This is a genomic window from Poseidonibacter parvus, from assembly GCF_001956695.1.
In the GTDB taxonomy this organism is placed as follows: Bacteria; Campylobacterota; Campylobacteria; order Campylobacterales; family Arcobacteraceae; genus Poseidonibacter; species Poseidonibacter parvus.
In genome coordinates this window covers 284097-299724 of sequence record NZ_CP019070.1, presented here as the reverse complement: position 1 = coordinate 299724, position 15628 = coordinate 284097, and the positions used below count along the sequence as shown (strand labels likewise).

At 25.9% G+C, this 15628-nt stretch carries 15 protein-coding genes; all 15 read left to right on the top strand.

Annotated elements, in window-relative coordinates; all coding sequences use genetic code 11:
• The first annotated feature begins 2 nt into the window (after positions 1-2).
• The 15 genes from LPB137_RS13995 (at position 3) to LPB137_RS01435 (ending at position 15287) form a co-directional block, all read left to right on the top strand.
• Positions 3-467, top strand: coding sequence for a PAS domain-containing protein (locus tag LPB137_RS13995; RefSeq protein ID WP_083657053.1), 465 nt, complete (start codon positions 3-5; stop codon positions 465-467).
• A 124-nt stretch (positions 468-591) separates the two neighbouring features.
• Entirely contained in the window at positions 592-1545 is a 954-nt protein-coding gene (locus tag LPB137_RS01500) for a YbgA family protein (protein ID WP_076083431.1), read from the top strand.
• On the top strand, positions 1542-2885 hold the full coding sequence (locus LPB137_RS01495) for a cryptochrome/photolyase family protein (protein WP_076083428.1): 1344 nt from the start codon (positions 1542-1544) through the stop codon (positions 2883-2885). The genes LPB137_RS01500 and LPB137_RS01495 overlap by 4 nt, the downstream gene beginning before the upstream one ends.
• Positions 2875-4305 carry a phytoene desaturase family protein gene (locus LPB137_RS01490; protein ID WP_076083425.1) on the top strand — a complete coding sequence of 477 codons (1431 nt, stop codon included), beginning with the start codon at positions 2875-2877 and terminating at the stop codon, positions 4303-4305. Before LPB137_RS01495 ends, LPB137_RS01490 begins: the two co-directional genes overlap by 11 nt.
• Positions 4298-5287, top strand: coding sequence for a sensor histidine kinase (locus LPB137_RS01485; RefSeq protein ID WP_076083422.1), 990 nt, complete (start codon positions 4298-4300; stop codon positions 5285-5287). The genes LPB137_RS01490 and LPB137_RS01485 overlap by 8 nt, the downstream gene beginning before the upstream one ends.
• Before the next feature lie 11 nt (positions 5288-5298).
• Positions 5299-6030 carry a LytR/AlgR family response regulator transcription factor gene (locus tag LPB137_RS01480; protein WP_076083419.1) on the top strand — a complete coding sequence of 244 codons (732 nt, stop codon included), beginning with the start codon at positions 5299-5301 and terminating at the stop codon, positions 6028-6030.
• 56 nt (positions 6031-6086) lie between these two features.
• A complete protein-coding gene (locus tag LPB137_RS01475; protein ID WP_076083416.1) occupies positions 6087-8354 on the top strand; it encodes a cache domain-containing protein in 2268 nt (755 codons plus the stop codon).
• An 85-nt stretch (positions 8355-8439) separates the two neighbouring features.
• Positions 8440-9300: a TIGR01777 family oxidoreductase gene (locus LPB137_RS01470; RefSeq protein WP_076083414.1), complete on the top strand. Its 861-nt coding sequence runs from the start codon at positions 8440-8442 to the stop codon at positions 9298-9300.
• Between the two features lies 1 nt (position 9301).
• Complete coding sequence (locus LPB137_RS01465; RefSeq protein ID WP_076083411.1) at positions 9302-9754, top strand: SRPBCC family protein; 453 nt, start codon at positions 9302-9304, stop codon at positions 9752-9754.
• A 75-nt stretch (positions 9755-9829) separates the two neighbouring features.
• Entirely contained in the window at positions 9830-10777 is a 948-nt protein-coding gene (gene hemH / locus LPB137_RS01460) for a ferrochelatase (RefSeq protein ID WP_076083409.1), read from the top strand.
• Positions 10778-10795: 18 nt separating this feature from the next.
• Positions 10796-11566, top strand: a complete 771-nt coding sequence (locus LPB137_RS01455; protein WP_076083406.1) for an ABC transporter substrate-binding protein — start codon at positions 10796-10798, stop codon at positions 11564-11566.
• A 3-nt stretch (positions 11567-11569) separates the two neighbouring features.
• The gene (locus tag LPB137_RS01450) at positions 11570-12958 is read left to right on the top strand and encodes a cryptochrome/photolyase family protein (RefSeq protein WP_076083403.1); all 1389 of its coding nucleotides are present in this window, start codon (positions 11570-11572) and stop codon (positions 12956-12958) included.
• Positions 12948-14261: a DASH family cryptochrome gene (locus LPB137_RS01445; protein ID WP_076083400.1), complete on the top strand. Its 1314-nt coding sequence runs from the start codon at positions 12948-12950 to the stop codon at positions 14259-14261. The genes LPB137_RS01450 and LPB137_RS01445 overlap by 11 nt, the downstream gene beginning before the upstream one ends.
• A 13-nt stretch (positions 14262-14274) precedes the next feature.
• Positions 14275-14811 (top strand): lipocalin family protein, encoded by a 537-nt coding sequence (locus LPB137_RS01440; RefSeq protein ID WP_076083397.1) that lies wholly within the window; start codon positions 14275-14277, stop codon positions 14809-14811.
• A 182-nt stretch (positions 14812-14993) separates the two neighbouring features.
• On the top strand, positions 14994-15287 hold the full coding sequence (locus tag LPB137_RS01435) for a LysE family translocator (protein ID WP_228144701.1): 294 nt from the start codon (positions 14994-14996) through the stop codon (positions 15285-15287).
• The last annotated feature ends 341 nt before the right edge of the window (positions 15288-15628 follow it).

Here is a 15628-nt window from a genome sequence, read left to right as displayed (position 1 = left end):
TAATAAAAGATGACGTTGAAAACACTAATGTTAGACTACAAATTGTTTTAAATTCAGCAAAAGTTGGAATATTTGAATATGATGTAGTTGAAAGAAAACATGTTTATCTAAATACACATTGGTCAGAAATCTTTGGATTTGAAAAGAATTATATAGAAAGTAATACAAGAGATATAATGGCTTGGTATGAAAATAGAATTCATGTAGATGACTTAGAAAAAAGAACAAGATTATATGAAAAACTTCTTCTTGGAAAAATAGATGAATACAATTTAGAAATAAGAGTATTAAATAGTTCAGATGAGTACAAATGGGTTAAATCATTCTCTAAAGCAGTAAAAGAAAGCGAAGGACAATCTGTTAAAAAGATTATTCATACTTTAGTTGATATTTCAAATGAAAAAGAAAAGACATTTGAAGTTGAAGCTTTAAAAAACAAATTAAAAGAATTAGATACAAAGAAATAGAGTTTAAACTTCTATTTCTTTGACTACAAATTATATTTTAAATAAACCTTATCAATTAACATTTATGTAATACAAAAAAACAAATAACTTTATTATAATACAATATTAAAATTAAGGATAATAAATGAAAATAGGTATTTCTTCTTGCCTTTTAGGTACACAATGTAGATACGATGGTGGACATTCAAAAGATGGATTTATTGTAAAACAGCTTAGTAAGTATTTTGATTTTGTTCCATATTGTCCTGAAAAAATGATTTTCCCAACTCCTAGAGAAGCCATTAGATTAACTAGAAAAGATGGCATAATAAAAGTTAAAACATCAACAACAAATTTAGATGTTACAAAAGAAGTTCATGATATTTCTAAGCAAATAGCAGATGAAATTCAAGAAGAAGAATTATGTGGTTTTATCTTTAAATCAAAATCTCCAACATGTGGAATGGAGAGAGTTAAACTATATCCTGAAAATAAATCAGGTCAAAGTGAGAATGTTGGTGTTGGAATATTTGCAGGAAAAGTAAAAGAGAAATATCCACTTTTACCAGCTGAAGAAGAAGGACGATTAAATGATGCTTGGCTTAGAGAAAATTTTCTTATGCAAATATTTGCATACAAGCATATTTTTGAATTTTTAAATTCAAACCCAAGTATAAATGATTTAGTACAGTTTCACACTTCTTATAAATATTTAATTTATGCAAAATCACATGAAGCATATAAAGAGCTTGGAAAAATTGTAGCAAATCATGATAAAAGAGATATAAAAGTTGTTTTAGAAGAGTACAAACATTCATTTTTAAGAGCAATTTATGAAAAAGGTACTATTTCAAATACTTATAATGTAGTTTTACACATTTATGGATACTTTAAAAAACTTATTTCTCAAGAAGAAAAAGAAGAATTATTAGAAGCATTTGAAGAGTTTAAAAATGAAATTATTCCTTTTATTGCAGTTATAAAATTATTAAACCTTTACACTAAAAGATTTAATATAGAGTATCTTAAAACACAAAAGTTCTTAAATCCATACCCAAAGGAATTAGCACTTAGATCAACAATATTGGCGTATAAATGAGTCAAGTATTATGGTTTAGAAGAGACCTTAGAATAGAAGATAATGCAATACTTTCTAACGCAAAAGGGAAAGTATTACCTATTTTTATTTTTGATAAGAATATTTTAAAATCACTTTCAAAAGATGATATGAGAGTTAGTTTTATATATAAGTCTGTTTTAGGCTTAAAAGAAAAACTTAAAAACATTGGTCTGGATTTAGCAATATTTTTTGATGAACCTGTAAATGTATTCAAAAAACTTGTTGAAAAAGGCTTTGATGAAGTTTTATGCTCAGTTGATTTTGACTCTTATGCAAAAACAAGAGATGAAAAAATAGAAGAAATAATTCCAATGAGAAGGTTTCTTGATTCGTTTATTTTAAATCCAAATGACCATTTGAAAAAAGATGGAACACCATATAAAGTATTCACACCTTTTTACAACTCTTTAAAACTTATTACTTCTTCAAACAATATTGAAGAGCTAAAAAGAAATGAAACTCTTCAAAAATCTATTTTTGATTATGATTTTATTCCAAGTTTAAAACAAATGAACTTTGAAGAACAAGAATTACCAGATTTTTTAGAACTTGAGGCTTATGAATTATTAAAGCAATTTAAAGAAAAAATAAATGATTATAAAGTTCAAAGAGATTATATTTACGTAAATGCAACATCAAATATATCTGTTCATTTAAGATTTGGTTTAATATCTCCTAAACAAGTATTTAATTATTTTAAATCTTTTAACGATGAAAATAGTGAATTCTTTATACGAGAGATTTTTTGGAGAGAATTTTATAACTACATACTAGTTCATTATCCATATTCAGAACACTCAAACTTTAATAATATCGAGCTTTCATGGAATGAAAATGAAGATGATTTTAATAAATGGTGCGAAGGTAAAACAGGAATTCCAATAATTGATGCAGCAATGATTCATCTAAATAAAACAGGAACAATGCATAATCGTTTAAGAATGATTGTTGCATCGTTTTTAACAAAAAACCTTTTTATTGATTGGAAAAAGGGTGAAAAATACTTTGCATCAAAACTTTTAGATTATGAAGCTTCTTCAAATATTGGAGGTTGGCAATGGGGTGCTAGTACAGGCGCTGATGCTAGTCCATATTTTAGAATATTTAATCCGTATTTACAATCAAAAAAATTTGATAAAGATGCTATTTTTATCAAAAGCGTACTTCCACAATTAAAAGACTTAGACGCTAAACTTTTTCATATAGAAAATGGCGCATCATCAAATTTATTTGTAGATTATCCAAAAAGTATGGTTGATATTTCATTGTCAAGAAAACAAGCTATTGAAAAATTTAAAAGAGCGAAAAATGAGCACTGATATTAAAGATATTGCAGTTGTAGGTTCTGGTATTGGAGGAGCTTTAATTTCTGCACTTAATAAAGATAAGGATTTAATACTTTTTGAAAAAGATATAAACCTTGGAGGTTGTGCAAGTACATTTAAAAAGAAAGGAAACTATTTTAATGCAGGAGCTACAACATTTGTAGGTTATGAAGATAATCATCCAATAAAAAACATCTTTGATAAAGCTTCTTTCGTACCAGATATCAAAAAAAGTGAAATTGCAATTAGAATTATTCAAAATGGAAAAACACTTGACAGAGTAAAAGACTTTGAAGAGTTCTTAGAAAATTTAAATGAAATTTATCCACATAAAAACAATAGAATATTTTGGACAAAAATAAGAGACCTAGATGCTAGATTTTGGCAATTTAAAGATTTATATTTTGCAAAACATTCTTTATCTTCATATATTAAAACAATTAGCTCAAACTTAAAACTTTTTTCAATTTTTGGTTTTGATATATTAAAAAGTGCTGATTCCTTTATAGATGAAACTTTAAATGATATTACAAAAGAGTATAAAGATTTTATTAATTCACAGCTTTTAATAACACTTCAAACAACTTCAAATGAAGTGTCATTGATATCTTTGGCACTTGGATTATCTTATCCTTTTCATGATGTTTTTTATGCAAATGGTGGAATGGGAGCAATTTTTGATGGCTTATTAAAAGATATAGATGTTCACTCAAAAGAAGAGATTTTAAATATCAAAAAAGAGAAAGATTTTTTTAGAATTATTTCAAATAAAAATGAATACAAATCAAAAAAAGTGATTTTAAATAGTACAGCATATGATAGTTCAATTCTTTTTGATGATGAACAAATTAAAAAATATTACAATAGTTTCTCATTTTCAGACCAAAGTGCTTTTGTTATTTATATGTCTTTGAAAAAAGAGAATATTAAAGAAGAACTTTTACATCATTATCAAATTATTTTAGATGAGAATATTCCAAACTCTATTTCAAACTCTTTTTTTATTTCTATTTCAAGTTTAGATGATAAAAAAATGTCAAGTGATTCATATAGTATTACAATTTCAACTCATACAAAAGCACTTTATTGGAAAAACCTTTTACAAGAAGATTATGAAAAACAAAAAACACTTACTCAAGAGTTTATTGTAAATGAGTTTTTAAAAAACTTCACATCAATAAAAAAAGAAGATATAAAAAACTGCGTTAGTGCAACGTCTAAAACCTTTAAAAGATATATAAATAGGTATAATTGCGGAGGAAAAGCAATTACAATCAAAAATATTTTGCAAACACCTTCTTGTAATACTCCTTTTGAAAATCTTCATAATGTAGGAGATACTATTTTCGCAGGTCAAGGTTGGCCAGGTATCGCTCTTGGTGTTGAGATATTAAATAAGGAACTAAATGACTAGTGTAAAACTAAAAATATCAAAACTTGATTGGTTATATATTATTATAATTGGTGCATTTTTTGGGTTTTTCATTTCACTTTTTTTATATTTAATTAACAGTAATTTAAAAGAGTTCTCAACTATTATTTACGGAACAGCTAGTGCAGTTTGTGTTTCTCTTAGTGCATTTATTTTTATTACTATCTCAAATGATTTTATACTTCCAAAGCTTCAAGAAAAATTCTGGTACATGATTTCTTTTATTTTTTCTTTTCTTTCTGGATTTTTAGGTTTTACAAGTTCTTATTTTCTATTTTCTTTTTCTGATTTTGCAATAATAGATTTTATTAGACCTATTTGGCTTTATATTGCCATTATTATTGGCTTTTTTACAGTTTTAATTGGAGTTATTCTTCATCAATTTATTTCAATGAAATATAAAAATGAAGCTATTAAAAGTGAAGTTCTAGAATCAAAAATAAAAGCTTTAGAAAATGAATTAAATCCTCATTTTTTATTTAATGCACTAAATTCAATATCAGAATTAATTTATCAAGACCAAAAAAAAGCAGAAAAAGCAACACTTGATTTATCAGTTTTTTTAAGAAATGCAATTACTAAAGACACTTTAATAACTTTTGATGCTGAAATTAAAATGGTTGAAACATATTTAGAAATTGAAAATATAAGATTTGAAAATAATATAAAAATGCATCTTGATATACCTTCTGATGATTTAAATATTATGGTTCCTAAATTCTCAATTCAATTACTTGTTGAAAATGCGATAAAACACGGTTATTTACAAAAAGAGCTAAATGTTTATATAAGTTCAAAAGATAAAACTATTGAAGTTTGTAATGATGGATTAATATCAAAAAATATTAAATTTGGAACAGGATTAAGTAATTTAGCTACAAGATTAAAGCTTTTAAAAATTGGTTACTTGGATAAAGAGATACAAAATGATAAAATGGCTTTTATAATTAAACTTAAAAAATAAAAAGGTAATAAATGAAAGTACTTATTGTTGATGATGAGAAACTAGCACTTAGTAGATTAAAAAGAATATTAAATGAAGAAGGTATTTCAAATATTCATGAATGCAATAACCCAATTGATGCTATAAAAATTGCAACAAAATCAAAGTTTGATGTTGCATTTTTAGATATTTCAATGCCTACTATGAGTGGGCTTGAACTTGCAAATACAATTTTAGAAATGAATCCTAATATTTTTATAGTTTTTCAAACAGCTTTTGATGAATATGCACTTGAAGCTTATAAAACAGGGGGTTTAGATTATTTATTAAAACCTATTTCAAATGAATCAATAAAAAAATCTCTTGAAAAAATTAAAAGATTTATGAATACTTCAAATAATGAAAGTACTTCTACAAATGAAGTTAGTAAAAAAATTGTAGCTAAAAGAGGTTCAAAAATTTATATGATAGATATTGATGATATTTACTATATAAAAGCAGACCTTGATGAAGTAATAATTAGAACAAAAGATACGGATGCATATGTGCGAAAAAAAATGCAAGATATGCAAGAGGTACTAAAAGGAAAAAACTTTTTTAGAGTTCATCGTTCATACATTGTAAATGTAGATAAAATAAAATCTATGAAAAGTGTTGAACAATCAAAATTAGAAATATCTTTTATAAATATTGATGATATCGTAACAAGCTCAAAAGATGGAGCTAAAGATTTTAGAGAGTATATTGAAGAGAGAAGTTTATAAAATTTTCAGATAAAAAAGAGTAAAATCTCCTTAATTCCAGTTAATTAAGGAATCTTATGGATTCGATACAAAAAGAAAACATATTACTTAAAATAATTAAATATACTCCTACTATTTTAATCCTCTTAAGCTCAATTTTCATCACAACTTATATTACATCAAAGTATGATAGTACATTAAAAGAAGAACAAAAACAAATCAAAAAAGATTTTTTAGAATCAAATAAGAATAGAATAAAAGTTGAAATAGACTCTTTAGCTAGACTAATAAATAATAAAATTATAAATGAAGATAAACAACTAAAAGATGATTTACAAGATAAAATAAATCTAGCAACTAAAATAGCTACAAATATTTATGAAAAGAATAAAAACAAGCTATCAAAAGAAGAGATAATTTATCATATAAAAAATTCTATTGAAGCTTTAAGATTCAATGATGGTCAAGGATATTTTTCTATACATACATTAGAAGGTATAAATATTCTTCAACCAGTGCATAAAGAGTACCAAGGAACTTCTGTATTAAATAAAAAAGATTTAAGAGGGGAATACACTGTAAAAAAAGCTATAGAAATTGCTAAGACTAAAGGTGAAGGATTTATGTCTTGGTATTCTAATAAACCAGATGATAAAACTAAACAATTTGAAAAGCTTGGAATTATAAAAAAAATTGAACCATATAATCTAATTATTACAACAGCAAGATTTAAAGATGATTATAAAAAACAAATCAAAAAAGAAGTATTAACACTTTTAGAAGTTTTAAACCAGAGTGATCATGGTTTTATTTTTGTTATAAACGCGAAAGGAGATTTACTATCAACTGCTACTAAATTAGCAAATATTAAAGATGCAAAGCATGATTTTTTAAAAGAATATAAAAACTTCTTAAAATCTAATAATAAATCTGTGTATATAGAATATCAATTTTCAGAACTTAATGAAGAAAAATATTTAAAAATATCATATTTAAAAAAAATACCTATATTTGATTGGGTTATTGCTACAGGATTTAATTATGATGGTATTAATTTATTAGTAAATAAAAAACAAAAAGAATTAGAAGAAGAATATGATAATGAAATATTAACTATTTTTACAATTTCAATAATTGTAACTTTGATACTTTTAATACTATCAATAATTTTATCAAAGTTTATAGAGAATATATTCTATGATTATAAACAAAAACTAATAGAACAAGAGACTTTAAAACTCGAATCAATGCTAGAGGAATTCAATCTAATCATAGATAATTTACCAATGATGATGGTACTAAAAGATACAAAAAACAATATTATTACTGTAAATAAAGCTGTAGCGAATTCTCTTAAACACAGTGTAAAAGAGTTGAAAAATATTCCATTGAAGACAATTTTTCCTGAAGATTATGAAAAATATTATGAAGATGATTTAGAAATTATAAAAACAAAAAAAGAAAAAATTGGAGTTATTGAATATCTTTCTACAAGAAAAGGGAAAAGAGTATTAGAAACTTCTAAAATTCCAATATTCAATAAAGAAGGTGAAGTTCAAAATATTATAATATTTATTCTAGATGTAACAGAAAAAGAAGCTTTAAAAGAAGATAACCAGAAAAAAGAAGTATTACTATATCAACAAAGTAAAATGGCAACAATGGGAGAAATGATTGCAAATATTTCACATCAATGGAAACAACCATTATCGACAATTACTATGGCATCAACAGGTGCTAAACTACAACAAGAAATGGACTGCTTAGATCCTAAACAATTAACAGATGAATTAGATACAATAACTCATTCAGCACAATACATGGCTCAAACAATAGATGACTTTAGAAACTTCTTTAATCCAAACTCTAATAATTTGAAAGAATTTGACCTATCTTCTCCTTTTGAAAAAACATTAAAACTTTTAATGCCAAAATTTAAAACTCAAGATATTGAGGTTATTAAAGAGATTGAAGATGTACAAATTAAATCTTTAGAAAATGAAGTAATCCAAATATTAATTAATCTTCTAAATAATGCAAGAGATGAATTAATAAAGTATAAACAAAGAAGATTGATTTTTATAAAAGCTAAAAAAGAAAATGATAGTTTAATTCTAGAAATTAAAGATAATGCAAAGGGAATAGATAAGGAAATTAAAGACAAAATTTTTGATGCATATTTTACAACAAAAGAATCTAATGAAGGTACAGGATTAGGTCTTTATATGTGTAAAGATATCTTAGACAAACTTTTTGATGCAAATATAAAAGTAGAAAATGAAACTTATACTTATGAAAATGAAGAATATACTGGAGCAAAGTTTACAATACAAATCAAATTGTAAGTTTATTAAACAACATAAATATACTACTAATGAGTTTTAATTATATTATAATCTAACAAATAAAAGATTTTCAAAGGAGTATTCCATGAAAACAGTAGCAATAGCAGGTTCAAGTGGATTTGTTGGTACGAATTTAAAAAGAGTATTTGAAGCAAAAGGCTTTAAAGTTCTTGGAATTAAAAGAGAAGAATTAAAAGATAATAAAAAACTCATATCTATTATTGAAGAAGCTAATATACTTATAAATCTAAGTGGTGCTAATATTATAAATAGATGGACGCAAAAATATAAAAAACTTTTAAGAAGTAGTAGATTAGATACTACAAATGCTTTAGTAAATGCTATGAGTGAAGCAAAAAATAAACCTGAAGTTTTTATTTCTACATCAGCAGTTGGTATTTATAAAAATGATGCTTGTTATGATGAACAAAATTATAAATATGAAGATGACTTTTTAGGAAATCTTTGTAAAGATTGGGAAGAAGCTGCTCTAAAAGCAAAAAATCTAGATGTAAGAACTGCAATTTTTAGATTTGGAATAGTTTTAGGAGATGGTGGGGCAATGGCTAAAATGCTAACACCTTTCAAACTAGGGCTTGGTGGAACGATTGGAAATGGACAGCAAGATTTTTCATTTATTCATATTGATGATTTAACAAATGCCTATGAACATGTGTGTGAAAATAGTTCATGTGAAGGTATTTACAATCTTACAGCACCAAGACCAACTAATAATTATAAATTTACAAAAGCTCTTGGAAAGGTTCTAAATCGTCCAACTATTTTGCCAATACCAGAGTTTGTTTTTAATTTAATATTTAGTGAAGGTGCAAAAGTTTTAACAGATGGACAGTGTGTTACTCCAAAGAGATTATTAGATAGTGGTTTTGAATTTAAATATAAAAGTATAGATGAAGCATTAACACATCTAATCAAAAAGAGTTAAAATGAAAACATTTCAAAAAACAACTTTAATAAATTGTGAAATACAAGAACTTTTTGATTTTCATACAAATATGAAAAATCTTGAAGCAATTACACCTTTAAATATGGATTTTGAACTAATCAACAAAGATTTTGTTCCACATGAAGGTGGAGTTGTAAAGATAAGAACTGTAAAAAATTTTATTCCAACATCTTGGGAAGTAAAAATTGATAAACTACAAAGTCCAAATTTATTAGTTGATATTGCGATTAAATCGCCTTTTAAATATTGGGAACATTCTCATATTTTTACAAAAAAAGGCTCGCTTTGTGAACTTAAAGATGTAGTTAAATATAAACTTCCTTTTGGAAAATTTGGAGAACTATTTGATTTTTTTATTCAAAAAGAATTAAAAGATATGTTTGAATATAGACATTCAATTACAAAAGGTCTTTTAGAACCTAGAAAAATATAAAACAACAATTTTACTATACAAGATAACTCAAGAAACCAATAAAATACCATATAAAATAAGAATAAAGGTAATATCTTGAAAAAAGCTGTTGTATTAATGAACATGGGTGGTCCAAATAATTTAGACGAGGTTGAAGTTTTTCTAAAAAATATGTTTAATGACAAATATATTATTGGAGCGCCTCAGCCAATTCGAGCAATGATTGGTTTATTAATTACTACTCTAAGAAAAAAAGAAGCAAAAGAAAACTATGCCGAACTTGGAGGTATGTCACCAATTGTAGGACATACAAAAAGATTAGTAAGACGTTTAAACAAAACTCTTGACGCTGATGTTTTTTATAAAATGAGATATACACCTCCTTTTGCAAAAGATGTTCTAGAAGACTTAAGAGATTATGATGAGATTTATGCAATTCCTATGTATCCTCACTACTCATCAACTACTACAAAATCTTCTATTGAAGAGCTGCAAAAATGGGCTAAGAAGCTTAAAATCAAAGCTAAAATCAAAACTTTAGATTCATATTATGATAATGAAGATTATAACAAAGCAATCGTAGAAAGAATCAAAGAAAGAATGAGTGATGTTAACACAGAAGATTATGAATTAATATTCTCAGCTCACGGTCTTACACAAAGAATTATTGACAAAGGTGACCCATACCAAGATCACGTTTTAAAAAATGTAGAGTGTGCAAAAAAAGAGCTAAAAAAACAAGGTATCAAATTCAAAAATATTCAAGTAGCATATCAATCAAGACTTGGACCTGTTGAGTGGATTAAGCCTTATATGGATGTAACATTAAATGAAATGGCAGGTAAAAAAGTACTTGTTTATCCAATTTCATTTACAGTTGATAACTCTGAAACTGAGTTTGAGTTAGTTGTAGAGTATAAAGAAATAGCAGATGAAGTAGGAATTGCAGATTATAGAGTTGCAAAAGCACCAAATCATGATGAGTATTTTATGAAAACGGTTAAGCATTTATATGAAAATGAATGTAACATAGAAGTAAGTTAACAAATTAAAAGGCTTTAAATGACAAAGATTAATCTAGCTTTAGAATGGTTTTTAAATCCAGACCATTTACCTATGATTGTAGGTTTACAAAAAGGTGAATACAAAAAAGCAAATATAGACTTAAATATAATTGTTCCAAAAGAACATTATGATGGTTTTGAAGAATTAAGCAAAGGTTCAATCGATATTCATTGTAATGAGCCTATTCATCTTTTTGAACACTATTTTACTGGTATTAAATCACTTGGTTGTTTCTTTGAAACAAGAGGTGGTGTTATGATTAGAAAAACTAGTATTATGAAGTTAATCAATAATGAGAAAATAAAAATTACAACACCAGCAGCTAATGAAATAACAAATAAAATTGGCTTTGAAATACTAAAAAGATATGCAAAAAAAGAAGGTTTTGCCCTAGATAGAAAAAATGTAGAGTTTATAGAAACAGATTTCTGGCATATCCAAAATATGAAGAATAACCATAGTTTCGATGGAGCTTGGCTATGTTTTTATAATTTTGAAGGAATTGAAGCTGAACATGAAAACTTTGAAAATCTTTTTATTGATCAGAATCTTTCTCCTTATCCTAATTTTTCTGCCTTAGAATTTATTACAAGTTCTAAGATTTTAGAAGAAAAAAGTGAATTAATGGATAAAATCATTGAAGATACAATTCCTAGATTAAAGAGTGAGATTAATTCAAATAAAGATAAATGGCTTGATTTATCACATTTCTTAGAAGAGCTTAAAGTTATAAAACTAAGCAAAGAAAACTACAATAATATTTGGTAAGAAATGAATATATTTTTACTCTACCCTCACCAACTTTTTGAAAATATAGAGAAATTAAGAGGTTTCAAAATTTTACTTATTGAAGAGCCTCTTTTTTTTACACAGTACAAATTCCATATTCAAAAACTAGTAATGCATAGAGCTTCTATGAAGTTCTATCAAAACTACTTAGAGCAAAATGATATAGAAGTTCAATATTGCGGAAATGAAAACTATTTAGACGACTACACAGATGAAAACATAACAATATATGATGTAGTTGATGATTGGCTTATTAAAAAAATCTCTAAAAACTTAAAAAACTTAACAATACTAGATAATCCAAATTTTTTAAATCCAAAAGATGAAAATAGATTTTTTCATAAATACTATATAAACAGAAGAAAAGATTTAGAACTGTTTTGTCCAAATGGAAAACCAGAAGGCGGAAAGTGGAGTTTTGATGAACAAAACAGAAAAAAGATGCCAAAAGATGAGTTTTTACCATTAAAACTAGTTTTTGAAAATGAATATATAATTGAAGCAAAAAACTATTGTAAAAAATTTGATAGTTTTGGCTGCTGTGATGAGTTTTTATATCCTGTAACTTTTGATGAAGCTAAGGCAAACTTAGGATACTTTTTAGAAAATAAGTTTTCTAAATATGGAACTTATCAAGATGCCATTGTAAAAGATGGAAAGTTTTTATTTCACTCAAATATCTCATCAAGTTTAAATATTGGGCTATTAGATTTAAATCATGTTATTGAAAAAAGTAGCCAAGTTGATGTACCTTTTAATGCAAAAGAAGGTTTTATAAGACAAGTTATTGGATGGAGAGAGTTTATGCTTTCTATTTATAAATCTTCTCATGTCCAATTAAGAACTACAAACTTTTTTGAATTTAAAAATAAAATGCCAAAAAAAATACTTGAAGCAAAAAGCTTAATAACTCCACTTGATGATGTGATTAAAAAACTTGATAAAACTTCATATAATCATCATATAGAAAGACTTATGATTTTAGGAAATATATTCTTACTTTTAGAAATAGACCCAAATGATGTTTATGAGTTTTTTATGAGTTCATATATAGATGCTTATGATTGGGTTATGGTTGGAAATGTCTATGGTATGAGTGGCTTTAGTGATGGAGGAAGTATTACTACAAAACCATATATTAGCTCAAGTAATTATATTGTAAAAATGTCAAATGATTATAAAAAAAGTGAAGCCTGGTGTAAGATTATGGATGGACTTTATTGGAGATTTTTAAATAAATACAAAGAGCTTTTTAAAAATAATATTAGAATGAGAATGCAACTAGCCATTTTAGAAAAAATGCCAGAAGAAAAACTTCAAAATCATTTACAAATTGCAGAAGATTATTTAAAAGAGTTATATGATGAATAAAGAAAAATTAAATGTAGTAGTTTTTAGAAATAATCTTAGAATTGATGATAATTATGCTTTATTTAATGCTTTAAAAAATAAAGAAAAAGTATTTTGTCTTTACCCTTTAGAAATTTTAGAAGGTACAAATTTTGGTTTTAAAAGCTGTGGCAATTTTAGAAAAAAGCTAATATTTCAAGCAATAAATGAACTTAAAGAAACACTAGGGAAAAAGAACATTCCTCTTTATTGTGTAAAAGATATAAGTAATAGTTTAAAAACACTTTCTGCGAAATATTCTATTAAAATATTTTATGAAAAAGAAGTAGGTACGCAAGAATTAGAGTTTGAACAAAAACTTGAAAACTTTCATTGTGACTCTTATTTTAAGCAAACAATGCTTGAAGCTTTTGATATAGATATAAGCAAAAGTTTTAGTAACTTTAGAAATAAAGTTGAAAAAGCTTTAAAAACAAATAAAATGCAAATACTAGAACCTTTAGAGTTTGAAATAGCAAATCAAAAAGAAACACTAAGCTTAAACCTTCAAGATGAAAAATTAGAAGTATTAAATGAAAACTTAATACTAAAGGGTGGAGAAAAAGTAGCATTTAAAAGAGTAGATGAGTACTTATCAAAATATATGCATAAATACTTTGATACAAGAAGTTTAGTTGATGGTTTTGATAATTCTACAAAGTTTTCTGTTTATTTAAGTATAGGATGTATTAGTGCAAGAAGAGTGTATCAAAAGTTAAAAGAGTATGAAAGTAAAAGCTATGAGTCAAAGTCCTCTTATTGGATATTTTTTGAGCTTTTATGGCGTGATTATTTTCACTTAGTAATGAAACAAAGTTCTAATAAGCTGTTTTTAAAAACTGGTCTAATGGAAAATAGAAGCTATGACTTTAGTATAAATTCGCAAAAACTACAAGAGTTTTTTGATGCAAAAACTGGTGTTGATATTATTGATGCAGGAGTAATTGAACTAAAAACTACAGGATGGGTTTCTAATAGATTAAGACAATTACTAGCTAGCTATTTTGTAAAAAATCTTGGGCTTGATTTTAGGTATGGTGCTGCTTTTTTTCAAGAATATTTATTAGATTTTTCATGTGCTTCAAACTACGGAAATTGGGCTTATCAAGCTGGAGTTGGTAATGATAAACAATACAGAGTGTTTGATCCAATGAAGCAATCACGAGCATATAAAGGAAAAGCTTATGTGCAAAAGTATTTAAATAAAGAAGAATCAATACCAAGTTTTGATTATGCTAAAATGGCATTAAAAGTTAAAGAAGAGATATTTAAAATCATAGATTAAAAAAGGATTTAATATGAAAGAAATTAGTTTAAAACATGCTTTAAAATACATTCTAGGCTTATCGTTAGTACTTTTTTTTGTTGGTTGTAGCACAAAACATGCATATTTACCAACAAACAAAAGCGTAGATTTAAATAGTTACAAAGGTACTTGGTATGAAGTTGCTAGATTTGAGCATTTTTTTGAAAAAGGTTGTAAAAACGTAACTGCAACATATAATCTAAGAAATGATGAGAAAATTGATGTAATCAATAGATGTACTAAAATTGAAGATGAAAAGAAAAAAGAAGCCAAAGGTATTGCATATGCAGTTGATAGTACAAACTCAAAATTAAAGGTAAGTTTCTTTAGACCTTTTTATGGAGATTACTGGATTATCGATGTAGATAAAAATTACAAAGTAGCACTTGTAGGAAGTCCATCACGTGAGTATTTATGGATTTTAAGTAGAGAAAAAACTATTGATGAAAAAACAAAACAAAGACTACTTTTAAAAGCAGAATCTTTTGGGTTTGATGTAGATAAATTTATTTGGACAATTCAAGAATAATACTTCATAATACAAATTTCAATGGTCTTGCTTGAAAACAAGACCATTTAGAGTTTTGTAAAAGTTCCAAAAAGTACAGGTTGTTGAACTTCTTCTATAAGGCATCTTTTTGTGTCCTATTTCTTGTTGACAGACCCGTATTACATATTTTTAGTTAATAGCTAACTGTTAGTTATTATTTTATACGCTCTTTTAGAGAAGGTTTTATGTCAAATGTACTTAACCCTAAAACCATAGTGTTTTATATGGCTTTCTTACCACAGTTTATTTCACCTGAAAGTTCAGCACTTGTACAATCAATGATATTAGCAGCCTTTCATTTTATTATCGCAATGATTTGGCAAGGCTTTTTAATATATACCATATGTTCTGCCAATGTATTTATAACAAAAGAATCCGTTAGAAAAACACTTGATTTAATCTCAGGTTTGATTATGATGGCATTTGGTGTCAAATTATTTATGTCTGACAAATAAAGTAATAGTGATTACGGGCAAATTTGAATTATTAATTACAGTATTGTGAACAATCATTATCTTATATTGCTATTGATATTTATTTGAGATTATAGTATAACCATAAAAAAACATAAATAGGACTAGTCAGTGGTAAAACTAAGTAAAATAGGAAGTGGTGGTTTATCAAATATCACGACGGAAGCAATACTAAAAAAGATTGATAGCTTGATAGAGTAACTGTAACAAGTAAGCTTCTAGGGTATTTAAAAAGACATTATAATTTAACTTTAAAAGATGACCACGAATTTTTAGTATTAAACGCAAAAAGAAAAAGTTACAGCATTGTACCAGTTGGTCAT